Source organism: Streptococcus sp. HMSC066F01 (assembly GCF_001837335.1).
GTDB lineage: Bacteria > Bacillota > Bacilli > Lactobacillales > Streptococcaceae > Streptococcus > Streptococcus oralis_S.
Window position 1 is genome coordinate 109777 of sequence record NZ_KV832119.1, and the last position, 13388, is coordinate 123164.

Annotated in this window: 14 protein-coding genes; 12 read left to right on the forward strand and 2 right to left on the reverse strand. The window is 41.0% G+C overall.

Going from position 1 to position 13388, the window contains the following annotated elements; translation table 11 throughout:
* Positions 1 to 33: 33 nt before the first annotated feature.
* The 10 genes from HMPREF2655_RS07765 (at position 34) to HMPREF2655_RS07810 (ending at position 9935) form a co-directional block, all read left to right on the forward strand.
* Positions 34 to 531 carry a GAF domain-containing protein gene (locus HMPREF2655_RS07765; protein ID WP_070838446.1) on the forward strand — a complete coding sequence of 166 codons (498 nt, stop codon included), beginning with the start codon at positions 34 to 36 and terminating at the stop codon, positions 529 to 531.
* On the forward strand, positions 531 to 2189 hold the full coding sequence (gene dnaX / locus HMPREF2655_RS07770; RefSeq protein ID WP_007522150.1) for a DNA polymerase III subunit gamma/tau: 1659 nt from the start codon (positions 531 to 533) through the stop codon (positions 2187 to 2189). The genes HMPREF2655_RS07765 and dnaX overlap by 1 nt, the downstream gene beginning before the upstream one ends.
* Before the next feature lie 27 nt (positions 2190 to 2216).
* Positions 2217 to 2411: a DUF3272 family protein gene (locus tag HMPREF2655_RS07775; RefSeq protein WP_000198269.1), complete on the forward strand. Its 195-nt coding sequence runs from the start codon at positions 2217 to 2219 to the stop codon at positions 2409 to 2411.
* A gap of 151 nt (positions 2412 to 2562) precedes the next feature.
* A complete protein-coding gene (sufC, locus tag HMPREF2655_RS07780; protein WP_000114489.1) occupies positions 2563 to 3333 on the forward strand; it encodes a Fe-S cluster assembly ATPase SufC in 771 nt (256 codons plus the stop codon).
* A gap of 27 nt (positions 3334 to 3360) precedes the next feature.
* The gene (gene sufD, locus HMPREF2655_RS07785) at positions 3361 to 4623 is read left to right on the forward strand and encodes a Fe-S cluster assembly protein SufD (protein ID WP_007522149.1); all 1263 of its coding nucleotides are present in this window, start codon (positions 3361 to 3363) and stop codon (positions 4621 to 4623) included.
* A gap of 10 nt (positions 4624 to 4633) precedes the next feature.
* Positions 4634 to 5860 carry a cysteine desulfurase gene (locus tag HMPREF2655_RS07790; RefSeq protein WP_070838448.1) on the forward strand — a complete coding sequence of 409 codons (1227 nt, stop codon included), beginning with the start codon at positions 4634 to 4636 and terminating at the stop codon, positions 5858 to 5860.
* On the forward strand, positions 5847 to 6287 hold the full coding sequence (gene sufU, locus HMPREF2655_RS07795; protein WP_049500368.1) for a Fe-S cluster assembly sulfur transfer protein SufU: 441 nt from the start codon (positions 5847 to 5849) through the stop codon (positions 6285 to 6287). The genes HMPREF2655_RS07790 and sufU overlap by 14 nt, the downstream gene beginning before the upstream one ends.
* 35 nt (positions 6288 to 6322) lie before the next feature.
* Positions 6323 to 7735 (forward strand): Fe-S cluster assembly protein SufB, encoded by a 1413-nt coding sequence (sufB, locus tag HMPREF2655_RS07800; RefSeq protein ID WP_000797057.1) that lies wholly within the window; start codon positions 6323 to 6325, stop codon positions 7733 to 7735.
* Positions 7736 to 7754: 19 nt separating this feature from the next.
* A complete protein-coding gene (locus HMPREF2655_RS07805; RefSeq protein ID WP_049500366.1) occupies positions 7755 to 8324 on the forward strand; it encodes a hypothetical protein in 570 nt (189 codons plus the stop codon).
* Between the two features lie 213 nt (positions 8325 to 8537).
* Positions 8538 to 9935 (forward strand): APC family permease, encoded by a 1398-nt coding sequence (locus tag HMPREF2655_RS07810; protein WP_049500363.1) that lies wholly within the window; start codon positions 8538 to 8540, stop codon positions 9933 to 9935.
* Positions 9936 to 9957: 22 nt separating this feature from the next.
* On the opposite strand, the gene HMPREF2655_RS07815 is transcribed toward HMPREF2655_RS07810, so the two are convergent.
* Complete coding sequence (locus HMPREF2655_RS07815) at positions 9958 to 10806, reverse strand: YitT family protein (protein WP_049500362.1); 849 nt, start codon at positions 10804 to 10806, stop codon at positions 9958 to 9960.
* A gap of 141 nt (positions 10807 to 10947) precedes the next feature.
* On the opposite strand from HMPREF2655_RS07815, the gene HMPREF2655_RS07820 reads away from it, so the two are divergent.
* Positions 10948 to 11784, forward strand: coding sequence for a DegV family protein (locus HMPREF2655_RS07820; RefSeq protein WP_049490733.1), 837 nt, complete (start codon positions 10948 to 10950; stop codon positions 11782 to 11784).
* 107 nt (positions 11785 to 11891) lie between these two features.
* Positions 11892 to 12167, forward strand: a complete 276-nt coding sequence (locus HMPREF2655_RS07825; RefSeq protein WP_001284636.1) for an HU family DNA-binding protein — start codon at positions 11892 to 11894, stop codon at positions 12165 to 12167.
* A 122-nt stretch (positions 12168 to 12289) separates the two neighbouring features.
* Here the strand turns inward: HMPREF2655_RS07825 and HMPREF2655_RS07830 are convergent, their stop codons facing one another.
* The gene (locus HMPREF2655_RS07830) at positions 12290 to 13276 is read right to left on the reverse strand and encodes an L-lactate dehydrogenase (RefSeq protein WP_000204722.1); all 987 of its coding nucleotides are present in this window, start codon (positions 13274 to 13276) and stop codon (positions 12290 to 12292) included.
* Positions 13277 to 13388: the final 112 nt, after the last annotated feature.

Genomic DNA, 13388 nt, shown 5'->3' on the forward strand with positions numbered 1-13388 from the left:
TTGTCTCTTTCCCATTTTTGATATAATAGTTCTATGTTAGATTCAGAAAAACAATCACAATATCAATTGTTAAATGAGGAACTCTCTTATTTACTTGAAGGTGAGAGCAATGTTCTTGCCAATCTTTCGAATGCTAGTGCCCTCCTAAAATCTCGCTTTACGAATACTGTATTTGCAGGTTTTTATCTGTTTGATGGTAGCGAGTTGGTTTTAGGGCCTTTTCAGGGTGGTGTTTCTTGTATTCGCATTCCGCTTGGGAAAGGCGTGTGTGGAGAAGCTGCTGAGTTTCAAGAGACTGTTTTGGTTGGCGATGTGAGCACCTATCCAAACTACATTTCTTGTGATAGTATGGCCAAGAGTGAAATCGTGGTTCCCATGCTCAAGAATGGTCAATTGCTGGGTGTCTTAGACCTGGATTCTTCAGTTATTGATGATTACAATGCCGTTGACCGTGATTACTTGGAACAATTTGTCGCTATTTTGCTTGAGAAGACAGAATGGGACTTTACGATGTTTGAGGAGAAAGCCTAATGTATCAAGCACTTTATCGAAAATATAGAAGTCAAACTTTTTCACAATTGGTCGGACAAGAGGTTGTGGCTAAAACCCTAAAACAAGCGGTCGAGCAGGAAAAGATTAGTCATGCCTATCTTTTCTCAGGTCCTCGTGGGACTGGGAAGACCAGTGTGGCCAAGATTTTTGCCAAGGCTATGAACTGTCCGAACCAAGTGGACGGAGAACCATGTAATAACTGCTATATCTGTCAGGCTGTGACAGAAGGTAGCTTAGAAGATGTTATCGAAATGGATGCAGCTTCGAATAACGGAGTTGATGAAATCCGTGAAATTCGTGATAAATCTACTTACGCTCCTAGTTTGGCACGTTATAAGGTCTATATCATAGACGAGGTTCATATGTTGTCTACTGGAGCTTTTAATGCGCTTTTGAAGACACTAGAAGAACCAACTCAAAACGTTATCTTTATCTTGGCGACCACCGAATTGCACAAGATTCCAGCAACTATTTTATCGCGTGTCCAACGTTTTGAGTTTAAGTCGATTCGAACGCAAGATATCACAGCACATATTCATCATATTTTAGAAAAAGAAAATATCAGTTCTGAACCAGAGGCTGTGGAAATCATTGCTAGACGAGCTGAAGGTGGAATGCGGGATGCCTTGTCTATTCTGGACCAAGCTTTGAGTTTGACGCAAGGGAATGCTTTAACCACAGCTATCTCTGAGGAGATTACAGGCACCATTAGTCTATCAGCGCTTGATGACTATGTAGCTGCCTTATCTCAGCAGGATGTTTCAAAAGCGCTTGATTCTTTGAATCTTTTGTTTGAAAATGGCAAGAGCATGACTCGTTTTGTGACGGATCTTTTACAGTACTTGCGTGATTTACTAGTTGTTCAGACAGGTGGCGAAAATACTCATCATAGTCCAGTTTTTATGGACAATCTAGCTCTTTCTCAGGAAAGTCTCTTTGAAATGATTCGAATAGCGACTGTGAGTTTGGCGGATATGAAAGCTAGCCTGCAACCTAAGATTTATGCTGAAATGATGACCATTCGTTTAGCTGAGATTAAGCCTGAATCTGCTCTTTCAGGAGCTGTAGAAAGTGAAATTTCTACACTGAGACAGGAAGTCGCTCGTCTCAAACAAGAACTTGCCAATGTTGGAGCAGCTCCTAAACAAGTAGTGCCAGTCCCTAGCCGTCCAGCCACTTCCAAGACAGTCTATCGAGTAGACCGTAATAAAGTTCAGGCTATCCTACAAGAAGCTGTTGAAAATCCTGATTTGGCACGGCAAAACTTGATTCGCCTCCAGAATGCATGGGGAGAAGTGATTGAAAGCTTAGCAGGTCCTGATAAGGCTCTGCTTGTTGGTTCTCAACCAGTTGCGGCCAACGAACACCATGCTATTTTAGCTTTTGAATCTAATTTCAATGCTGGACAAACTATGAAACGGGATAACCTCAATACCATGTTTGGCAATATTCTTAGCCAAGCGGCTGGATTTTCACCTGAAATCCTGGCAATTTCCCTTGAGGAATGGAAAGAGGTTCGTGCAGCATTTTCAGCTAAAAACAAGTCTTCTCAAGCAGATCAAGAGGTAGAAGAAGAAAGTCTAATTCCAGAAGGATTCGAATTTTTGGCTGATAAAGTCATGGTCGAAGAAGACTAAAAGTGGATTTCATGGTACAATAATCCTATGACTAGACAACAATTTATCGTGATAGCACTATTTACTGCTGCTGAGACTTATTTTTTCAATGAAGCTTGGATGACGGGTCGCTATTTTATGGCAGCCTTTTGGGCCATTCTACTTTTTCGAAATTTTAGGTTAAGTTATGTAATGGGGAAAATAGTAGATGCCATTGATCAGCACCTAAACCGCAAGGATTAGTCACTAGCTTCTAAACAAAATCAAAGCCTTTTAGGCTTTTTTTTGTTATACTAGTAGAGTATATTTATGGACCTTTTCTTGTATTTTTTTAGAAATGTAAGTGATTTCTTTAAGGGTAAAGGAAGTAGGCCAGAAAAAGAAAGGAACTATCATGTCAGTATTAGAGATCAAAGATCTTCACGTTGAAATTGAAGGAAAAGAAATTTTGAAAGGGGTCAATCTGACTCTGAAAACAGGAGAAATCGCTGCTATCATGGGACCAAATGGTACTGGTAAATCGACTCTTTCTGCAGCTATCATGGGGAACCCTAACTATGAAGTTACCAAAGGTGAAGTCTTGTTTGATGGTGTAAATATCCTTGAATTGGAAGTAGACGAGCGTGCGCGTATGGGACTTTTCCTTGCTATGCAATACCCGTCTGAAATTCCAGGAATTACTAACGCTGAATTTCTTCGTGCAGCCATGAATGCTGGTAAAGAAGATGACGAGAAGATTTCGGTTCGTGAGTTTATCACTAAACTAGACGAGAAAATGGAATTGCTCAACATGAAAGAAGAAATGGCTGAGCGTTACCTCAACGAAGGTTTCTCTGGTGGTGAGAAAAAACGTAATGAAATTCTTCAACTCTTGATGTTGGAACCAACATTTGCCCTTTTGGATGAGATTGACTCAGGTCTTGATATTGACGCCCTTAAAGTTGTGTCTAAAGGTGTCAATGCCATGCGTGGTGAAGGCTTTGGTGCTATGATTATCACTCACTACCAACGTCTCTTGAACTACATCACACCAGACGTTGTCCACGTGATGATGGAAGGGCGTGTTGTCCTTTCTGGTGGTCCAGAATTGGCTGCCCGTTTGGAACGTGAAGGATACGCAAAACTAGCTGAAGAACTTGGCTACGACTACAAGGAAGAATTGTAATTCCCTCGTATCTTTTAGGAGAAGTAAATGACTAAAGAGAATATTAAACTTTTTTCAGAAATGCACGCTGAACCAAGCTGGTTGGCTGACCTCCGTCAAAAAGCTTTTGATAAGATTGAGAGTTTGGAATTACCAGTCATTGAGCGTGTCAAATTTCACCGTTGGAATCTGGGAGATGGAACGATCACAGAAAGTGAACCTTCAGCAAATGTTCCTGACTTCACTGCTTTAGATAATCACTTGAAGTTGGTGCAAGTAGGAACGCAGACTGTTTTTGAACAAATTCCAGTTGAATTGGCTGAACAAGGAGTAGTCTTTACAGACTTTCACTCAGCTTTAGAAGAAATTCCCGAACTTATCGAGGAATTCTTCATGTCATCTGTTAAGTATGACGATGACAAGTTGGCAGCCTACCATACAGCTTACTTTAACAGTGGTGCTGTTCTCTATATTCCAGATAATGTTGAGATTACAGAGCCAATCGAAGGTATTTTCTACCAAGACAGTGATAGCGATGTGCCATTTAACAAGCATATTATGATTATCGCTGGTAAATATTCTAAGATTAGTTATCTGGAGCGTTTAGAGTCACGTGGTGAAGGTAGTGCCAAGGCAACTGCTAATATCACGGTCGAAGTGATTGCTCGTTCTGGTGCGCAAGTGAAGTTTGCTGCTATTGACCGTTTAGGTGAAAATGTCACTGCCTACATTAGCCGCCGTGGTAAACTAGGCAACGATGCAAGCATTGACTGGGCAATCGGTGTCATGAACGAAGGAAATGTTGTTGCTGATTTTGATAGCGATTTGATTGGAAATGGTAGCCATGCTGACCTTAAAGTCGTAGCTCTTTCAAGTGGTCGTCAGGTGCAAGGGATTGACACTCGAGTGACTAACTACGGTTGCAACTCAATCGGAAATATCCTCCAACATGGGGTTATCCTTGAAAAAGCAACCTTGACCTTCAACGGTATCGGCCACATCATCAAGGGGGCTAAGGGAGCAGATGCGCAACAAGAGAGTCGTGTTCTTATGCTTTCAGATCAGGCTCGTTCAGATGCCAACCCAATTCTTTTGATTGATGAAAATGACGTAACTGCAGGTCACGCGGCTTCTATCGGACAAGTAGATCCAGAAGATATGTACTATCTCATGAGTCGTGGCTTGGATAAGGCAACTGCAGAACGCTTGGTTGTTCGTGGTTTCCTTGGCTCCGTAATTGTTGAGATTCCAGTCAAAGAAGTTCGTGAAGAAATGATTGCAACCATCGAAGAAAAATTGTCAAAACGCTAAGGGGAAGCCTATGTTAGATGCAGAAGCTATTCGCAAGGATTTTCCAATTTTAGACCAGATTGTCAACGATGAACCTCTGGTCTATCTGGACAATGCTGCGACGACACAAAAACCACTAGCAGTTCTGGAAACAATCAACCGCTACTATAAGCAGGACAATGCCAATGTTCACCGTGGTGTTCATACCTTGGCTGAGCGAGCAACAGCTTCTTATGAAGCTGCTCGTGAAACCATTCGTAAGTTTATCCATGCAGGCTCTACAAAGGAAGTTCTCTTTACCAGAGGAACGACAACCAGCCTTAACTGGGTGGCACGCTTCGCTGAGGAAATCCTGACTGAGGGAGACCAGGTCTTGATTTCTGTCATGGAACACCATTCCAATATCATTCCTTGGCAGGAGGTCTGTCGCAAGACTGGGGCAGAGCTTGTCTATGTTTATCTCAAGGATGGAGCTCTGGATATGGATGACTTGCGAGCTAAATTGACTGATAAAGTCAAGTTTGTCTCCCTAGCTCACGCCTCAAATGTTCTTGGTGTAGTCAATCCTATCAAAGAAATCACGCAATTGGCCCACCAAGTTGGAGCTATCATGGTGGTGGATGGCGCTCAGTCTACGCCCCATATGAAGATTGATGTCCAGGACTTGGATGTGGACTTCTTTGCTTTTTCAGGTCACAAGATGGCTGGACCAACTGGTATTGGTGTTCTTTACGGTAAAGAAAAGTATCTGGAACAAATGTCACCAGTTGAGTTTGGTGGCGAGATGATTGATTTCGTCTATGAGCAATCTGCTAGTTGGAAGGAGTTGCCTTGGAAATTTGAGGCTGGAACGCCAAATATGGCAGGTGCTATCGGACTTGCTGCAGCAGTGGATTATCTAGAAAAGATTGGTATGGATGCCGTTGAAGCTCATGAACAGGAATTGATTGCATATGTCTTTCCAAAATTGCAGGCAATTGAGGGATTGACTATTTATGGTTCGCAGGACTTGGCTAAACGTTCAGGTGTGATTGCATTTAACCTAGGCGATCTTCATCCCCATGACCTAGCTACAGCACTGGATTATGAAGGGGTAGCAGTTCGTGCAGGTCATCATTGTGCTCAACCTTTGCTCCAATATTTGGAAGTTCCAGCAACAGCTCGTGCAAGTTTTTATATCTACAATACCAAGGCAGATTGTGACAAGCTAGTCGATGCCCTACAAAAGACAAAGGAGTTTTTCAATGGCACTTTCTAAACTAGATAGCCTTTATATGGCAGTGGTGGCAGACCATTCGAAAAATCCACATCACCAAGGGAAGTTAGAAGACGCTGAGCAAATCAGCCTCAACAATCCAACCTGTGGCGATGTTATTAATCTCTCTGTTAAGTTTGACGCAGAGGATCGTTTAGAAGATATCGCTTTTCTAAATTCAGGATGCACGATTTCAACTGCTTCTGCTAGTATGATGACAGATGCAGTTTTAGGCAAGACCAAACAAGAAATTTTAGAACTTGCAACTATTTTTTCTGAAATGGTTCAAGGGCAAAAAGATGAGCGTCAAGACCAACTTGGAGACGCGGCTTTCTTATCAGGTGTTGCCAAATTCCCTCAACGAATCAAGTGTGCAACTCTAGCTTGGAATGCCCTTAAGAAAACAATTGAAGATCAAGAAGAAAAATAAGAAACATAGAAATATATAATGAAAGAAAGGATATTATGGCTGAAGAAAGAGTAGAACCAAAACCAATTGACCTTGGTGAATATAAATTTGGTTTCCATGACGATGTAGAGCCTGTCCTATCGACAGGAAAAGGATTGAACGAAGAAGTCATTCGCGAATTATCAGCTGCTAAGGGTGAACCTGAGTGGATGTTAGAATTCCGTTTGAAGTCTTATGAAACCTTCAAAAAAATGCCTATGCAAACCTGGGGAGCAGACTTGTCAGAGATTGACTTTGATGACTTGATCTACTACCAAAAACCATCTGACAAACCAGCCCGTTCATGGGACGAAGTTCCTGAGAAAATCAAAGAAACCTTTGAACGTATCGGAATTCCAGAAGCTGAGCGTGCTTATCTAGCAGGAGCTTCTGCCCAGTATGAGTCAGAAGTGGTTTACCATAACATGAAGGAAGAGTTCCAGAAATTGGGGATTATCTTTACAGATACGGATTCTGCCCTCAAGGAATACCCAGACTTGTTTAAACAATACTTCGCTAAGTTGGTACCGCCAACAGATAACAAATTGGCTGCCCTCAACTCAGCAGTATGGTCTGGTGGAACCTTTATCTACGTGCCAAAAGGTGTCAAAGTAGATATTCCACTTCAAACCTACTTCCGTATCAATAACGAAAATACAGGTCAGTTCGAACGTACCTTGATTATCGTTGATGAAGGAGCGAGTGTCCACTACGTAGAAGGCTGTACAGCGCCAACTTATTCAAGTAACAGCTTGCACGCTGCCATTGTAGAAATTTTCGCTTTGGACGGAGCTTATATGCGTTATACAACCATCCAAAACTGGTCTGATAATGTCTATAACTTGGTAACAAAACGTGCCAAAGCTTTGAAAGATGCAACTGTTGAGTGGATCGATGGAAACTTAGGTGCCAAAACAACTATGAAATACCCATCTGTTTACCTAGATGGAGAAGGAGCACGTGGTACCATGCTTTCAATCGCCTTTGCTAACGCAGGGCAACATCAGGATACTGGTGCCAAGATGATCCACAACGCCCCACATACAAGCTCGTCTATCGTGTCTAAATCCATCGCTAAAGGCGGAGGAAAGGTCGACTACCGTGGACAAGTAACCTTTAACAAGAACTCTAAGAAATCTGTTTCTCACATCGAGTGTGATACCATTATCATGGATGACTTATCAGCATCAGATACTATTCCATTTAATGAAATCCACAACTCGCAAGTTGCTTTGGAGCACGAAGCTAAGGTTTCTAAGATTTCAGAAGAACAACTATACTACCTCATGAGCCGTGGTTTGTCAGAATCTGAGGCAACAGAGATGATCGTTATGGGGTTTGTCGAACCCTTCACAAAAGAACTTCCAATGGAATATGCAGTTGAGCTGAACCGCTTGATTAGCTATGAAATGGAAGGATCTGTCGGATAAAACTCAAAAGGAGAAGCAAATGGGATTCTTAAAAAAATTATTTGGTAATGTTGAAAAAGCGAATAAAGGTGAAATTCCTGCTGAGGAAATTGTTCCACCTTTCACAATTGATTTAGTAGAAGAAGCAGATGATTATTGGAGACAAATGGAACAAAACCTTTTGATAAACGCTGTAAAAGCTGCTGGTGGTCCTGAGGCAGTAGAACGTGCTTTTGTTCTTGCTAATTTCAAGGAAAATCAAGAAACCTTTGAGCTCTTTTATCAGGTAAATGGTCAACTTCTTTCATGGAGAGAGATGGATGCGACTGTTGTCGATAAAATCAGCAATCAACTCCTTCCGCAAGCGGCAGAAGTAGCGCGTGCAGTAAATGAAAATTATGAAGAGGCAAATGTACCAGTAATCCAGTACGCTATGCTTCAGTTTGAAACTGCAACCATGGCTTGGTTTGGTCGGAAGCTGACAACAGCTTCTCCAGAAGCACAACTGACTTTTGAAGAATTGGTATCTGGTTGGCGCGCTATTTTGGAACAAGAAGTTCCAAATCGTCCTTTAGATAGTGACAGTCCGTTCCCTTACTTTGAAGTTTAAAAATCCAAAATCCTCAAAAAACTTTCAATGGAGTATACTGTTGAACCTACTCGCTTGATAGGTAACTAATTGAAAGAATCAGTGGGTAAAAATGCAAATTCTGAACAGAAATCCTTTCTGTTCAGAATTTTTTTCAAAAAAGAACCTAATAAATATTCACAAAACTGTTTTTATATGGTAAAATAAAACAATTACATTTAGTGGAGATGAAGTATGAATATTTTTAGAACCAAGGATGTTAGTCTGAGACAGACAGAGATGCATCGCCATTTGAAATTGTGGGATTTGATTCTTCTAGGGATTGGTGCCATGGTGGGGACAGGGATTTTCACCATTACAGGAACAGCAGCGGCTACCTTAGCTGGTCCCTCATTAGTGATTTCCATTGTGATTTCTGCTCTGTGTGTTTCTCTATCAGCCCTCTTTTTCGCAGAATTTGCCTCTCGTGTGCCTGCTACTGGTGGTGCTTATAGTTACCTCTATGCGATTTTAGGAGAATTGCCAGCCTGGATTGCTGGCTGGCTGACCATCATGGAATTCATGACGGCTGTTTCAGGTGTGGCGTCTGGCTGGGCAGCTTACTTTAAGGGATTGCTCAGTAATTATGGTATCTCCATGCCCCAAGCCTTGAATGGAACCTTTAACCCTGAACAAGGCACCTATATCGATCTTCTGCCTATTTTAGTACTTACTTTGGTAACGGGATTGGTTTTATTAAATTCTAAAGCAGCTTTGAGATTTAATTCGCTTTTAGTGGTCTTGAAATTCTCAGCTCTCGCCTTATTTATCCTAGTTGGTATTTGGTACATCAAGCCTGAAAATTGGACGAATTTTGCTCCCTTTGGTTTTGGTCAACTATATGGTGGAAGTACAGGGATTATGGCGGGCGCATCTTTGATGTTCTTTGGATTTCTCGGATTTGAGTCAATTTCCATGGCAGTTGATGAAATTCAAAGTCCGCAAAAAAATATTCCTCGCGGAATCGTGCTTTCTCTAACAATCGTCACCATTCTCTATGCCTTGGTAACCTTAGTATTGACAGGGATTGTTCACTACAGTAAACTCAATGTGGACGATGCAGTAGCATTTTCATTACGGAGTATTGGTATCGGCTGGGCAGCAAATTATGTTTCGCTTGTAGCCATTTTAACTCTGATAACCGTATGTATCTCTATGACTTATGCTTTATCTCGGATGATTTATAGCTTAGCGCGTGATGGACTTTTACCTCAAAGTTTCAAACAATTAAGCAAGACCAGTCGCGTTCCTAAAAATGCGACTCTCTTAACAGGAGTTGCTTCAGCCATTGCTGCAGGAGTCTTTCCTCTAGCCAGTATTGCAGCCTTCTTAAATATCTGTACGCTAGCTTATCTCATTTTGCTAGCCTACGGAATAATAAAACTCAGAAAGGATAAGGGTATGCCAAAAGAGGGAGAGTTTAAAACTCCTTTGGTACCACTTTTGCCAATCCTTTCCATCCTTATCTGTGTTTCCTTTATGCTTCAATATAGTCTAGATACCTGGATTGCCTTTGGCATCGCTCTTGTAGTTGCTCTAGTCATTTACTTTACTTACGGGTTCCGCCATTCAACCCTCGCAGAAGAAGAATAAAAGCTGGGAATTCCCAGCTTTTTTAATCTTTCACATAAGTAAATCCTTCACCCAGAATTTCATGAGCCTCAGTGATGGTGATAAAGGCTTGAGGATCAATTTTGTGAATCATATCTTTCATTTTAACGATTTCGTTTCGACCGACGATACAGTAGATAATTTTTAAATCCTTTTTGCTGTAGTAGCCTTGACCAGATATAAAGGTAACGCCACGTCCGAGTTCATCGTTAATCTCTTTGGCCAATTGAACAGGATATTGTGTAATAATCATAAATCCTTTACCAGCATAACCTCCTTCGCCGATCAAGTCGATAACACGAGCGATGATAAAGTCAAATAAGAGGGTATAGGTAACTAGACGAAGATCCTGGAAGATAATCAAAATCAACATCAGGATGAAAAAGTCAATCCCAAAGAGCAATTTACCAATCGAAATATTGGTGTATTTGTTGAGGATACGGGCAACGATATCAGAGCCACCAGTGGTTCCACCAGCATTAAAGATAATTCCTAAACCAACCCCCAGTAAGACTCCTGAGACTAAAGCGACAATGATGAGATCCCCTTGCAAGTCGATGTGCAAAGGAATGCGCTCAAAAATTGCTAGCCAAACGGAAAGTGAAATAGATCCTAAAAGACTGGAGTAGAGGGTCTTAGGTCCAAATATCTTCCAAGCCAGGATAAATAAAGGGATATTAATTAAGAGGTTCATCAATGAGACAGGAATCTTAAAAAGATAGTAGGTAATCAAGGTAATACCTGTCGCCCCTCCCTCAAATAAATGATAAGGAACAACAAAGTAAGTAAGACCGAAGGCATAGATAGCAGCTCCAAAAATAATAGTGATAATCGGTTGAAGTTTTCGAATCATAGCTGTTCCTCACTTTTCTATAGATAGATTATACCAAAAATTCAGTTCTTTTCATCGGATCACTTATGATTTTTTATCATTTTTTTGATATAATAAAAGAGAAAATCCCAATCCTATCGAGAAGAATAGAAAGATTGAATTATGACACAAGTAAAAATTGTAACGGACTCTTCTGTTACTATCGAACCAGAAGTAGTTAAAGAATTAAATATCACTGTTGTCCCTCTATCAGTTATGATTGATAGTGTGCTTTATTCGGATGCAGATTTGAAAGAGGGAGAATTCCTTCATCTTATGCAACAAAGCAAGAATCTGCCTAAAACAAGCCAGCCACCTGTAGGAGTGTTTGCTGAGGTCTTTGAAGAACTAGGTAAAGATGGCAGTCAAATTATCGCTATTCACATGTCCCATGCCTTGTCTGGAACTGTGGAAGCTGCTCGCCAAGGGGCCAGTCTCTCAACTGCTGATGTAACGGTTATTGATAGTTCTTTTACAGATCAAGCAATGAAGTTCCAAGTAGTTGAAGCCGCAAAACTTGCTAAAGAAGGTAAAGATTTAGAAACGATCTTAGCTCATGTAGAGGACGTCAAAAATCATACAGAACTCTATATCGGTGTTTCGACGCTAGAAAACTTAGTTAAGGGTGGTCGTATTGGACGTGTGACAGGATTACTAAGCTCACTCTTGAATATTCGTGTAGTAATGCAGATGAAAAACCACGAACTCCAACCAATCGCCAAAGGACGTGGAGCGAAAACTTTCAAAAAGTGGCTTGAGGAATTAACCAACACTCTTTCCCAAAAATCAGTTGCAGAAATTGGAATTTCCTATGCTGGAACGAACGAATTGGCGAATGAGATGAAGGCATTATTGCAACCTTATGTTGAGAAGCCAATCTCTGTATTGGAAACTGGCTCTATTATTCAAACTCATACTGGAGAGAATGCTTGGGCAATTCTAATTCGCTACAATTCCTAAAAAAATAGAGAAAAAATGGTCAAAATAGTGTTTTTGACTTGACCTATAGCCGATTTTAGGATATGATTATATTTGTTAATTAGAAATTATTTGGAGGATTTGTTAACATGGCAAACAAACAAGATTTGATCGCTAAAGTAGCAGAAGCTACAGAATTGACTAAGAAAGATTCAGCAGCAGCAGTTGACGCTGTATTTGCAGCAGTAACTGAATACCTTGCAGCTGGTGAAAAAGTTCAATTGATCGGTTTCGGTAACTTTGAAGTTCGTGAGCGTGCTGCACGTAAAGGTCGCAACCCACAAACTGGTAAAGAAATCAAAATCGCAGCTTCTAAAGTTCCAGCATTCAAAGCTGGTAAAGCTCTTAAAGACGCTGTTAAATAATGAATTTTCAAAAAGCCTATTGTATCAAGCTTTCTAGCTTGGTCAGTAGGCTTTTTTAATTGCTTTGAGGCATTTTTAGGGCAAAAAGAAAAAGGTTCCCATGTTTGAGAACCTTCTTTTCATTAGTTTTTAGAAGCTGCTTGGAATTCAGGGTTTTTCCATGCTTCATCAATGATAGCTTGCAATTCTTTAGCAGATGCTTGCATTTTTTGAGTTTCAGCGTCGTTCAATGGGATGTTTACTGGACGAACGATACCGTGTGCACCAACAACAGCTGGTTGACCGATAAAGACGTTTTTAACACCGTATTGACCTTCTTGGAAGACTGAAAGTGGAAGTACTGCATTTTCGTCATCAAGGATTGCTTTTGTGATACGAGCAAGTGCTACTGCGATACCGTAGTATGTAGCTCCTTTTTTGTTAATGATTGTGTAAGCAGCGTCACGAACACCTTCGAACAATTCAATCAATTCAGCTTCTTGAACGTTTTGAGTGTCTTTAAGGAATTCCTCAAGGTTTACACCAGCGATGTTAGCATGTGACCAAACCGCAAACTCAGAATCTCCGTGTTCACCCATGATGTAGGCGTGAACGGAACGAGCATCAACATCCAATTTTTCAGCAAGTGCTTGACGGAAACGTGCTGAGTCAAGTGAAGTACCTGAACCGATAACACGTTCTTTAGGGAATCCAGAGAATTTCCAAGTTGAGTAAGTCAAAACGTCAACTGGGTTAGCTGCAACAAGGAAGATACCATCGAAACCTGATTCAACAACTTGTGTTACGATTGATTTGTTGATAGCCAAGTTTTTACCTACAAGGTCAAGGCGAGTTTCACCTGGTTTTTGAGGAGCACCTGCAGTGATAACAACAAGGTCAGCGTCTGCACAGTCAGAGTATTGAGCAGCGTAGATTTTTTTAGGTGAAGTGAAGGCAAGGGCGTGGCTAAGGTCAAGCGCATCACCAACAGCTTTTTCGTGTAATTGTGGAATTTCGATAATTCCAAGCTCTTGTGCAATTCCTTGGTTAACAAGTGCGAAAGCGTAAGATGAACCTACGGCACCGTCACCAACAAGGATCACTTTTTTGTGTTGTTTAGTTGAAGTCATTATCTAAACATCTCCTTCATTTTTTTTAGGGGAATCCCCAGACACTTTCATTCTATCACTTTTAAAAAGCTTTGTCACGAATATTCTATTCGGTTATTGATGTAAACGTTTT

Coding starts and splice junctions, on each gene's coding strand:
- HMPREF2655_RS07765 (WP_070838446.1), top strand. CDS start 34: ATGTTAGATTCAGAAAAACAATCACAATATCAATTGTTAAATGAGGAA.
- dnaX (WP_007522150.1), top strand. CDS start 531: ATGTATCAAGCACTTTATCGAAAATATAGAAGTCAAACTTTTTCACAA.
- HMPREF2655_RS07775 (WP_000198269.1), top strand. CDS start 2,217: ATGACTAGACAACAATTTATCGTGATAGCACTATTTACTGCTGCTGAG.
- sufC (WP_000114489.1), top strand. CDS start 2,563: ATGTCAGTATTAGAGATCAAAGATCTTCACGTTGAAATTGAAGGAAAA.
- sufD (WP_007522149.1), top strand. CDS start 3,361: ATGACTAAAGAGAATATTAAACTTTTTTCAGAAATGCACGCTGAACCA.
- HMPREF2655_RS07790 (WP_070838448.1), top strand. CDS start 4,634: ATGTTAGATGCAGAAGCTATTCGCAAGGATTTTCCAATTTTAGACCAG.
- sufU (WP_049500368.1), top strand. CDS start 5,847: ATGGCACTTTCTAAACTAGATAGCCTTTATATGGCAGTGGTGGCAGAC.
- sufB (WP_000797057.1), top strand. CDS start 6,323: ATGGCTGAAGAAAGAGTAGAACCAAAACCAATTGACCTTGGTGAATAT.
- HMPREF2655_RS07805 (WP_049500366.1), top strand. CDS start 7,755: ATGGGATTCTTAAAAAAATTATTTGGTAATGTTGAAAAAGCGAATAAA.
- HMPREF2655_RS07810 (WP_049500363.1), top strand. CDS start 8,538: ATGAATATTTTTAGAACCAAGGATGTTAGTCTGAGACAGACAGAGATG.
- HMPREF2655_RS07815 (WP_049500362.1), bottom strand. CDS start 10,806: ATGATTCGAAAACTTCAACCGATTATCACTATTATTTTTGGAGCTGCT.
- HMPREF2655_RS07820 (WP_049490733.1), top strand. CDS start 10,948: ATGACACAAGTAAAAATTGTAACGGACTCTTCTGTTACTATCGAACCA.
- HMPREF2655_RS07825 (WP_001284636.1), top strand. CDS start 11,892: ATGGCAAACAAACAAGATTTGATCGCTAAAGTAGCAGAAGCTACAGAA.
- HMPREF2655_RS07830 (WP_000204722.1), bottom strand. CDS start 13,276: ATGACTTCAACTAAACAACACAAAAAAGTGATCCTTGTTGGTGACGGT.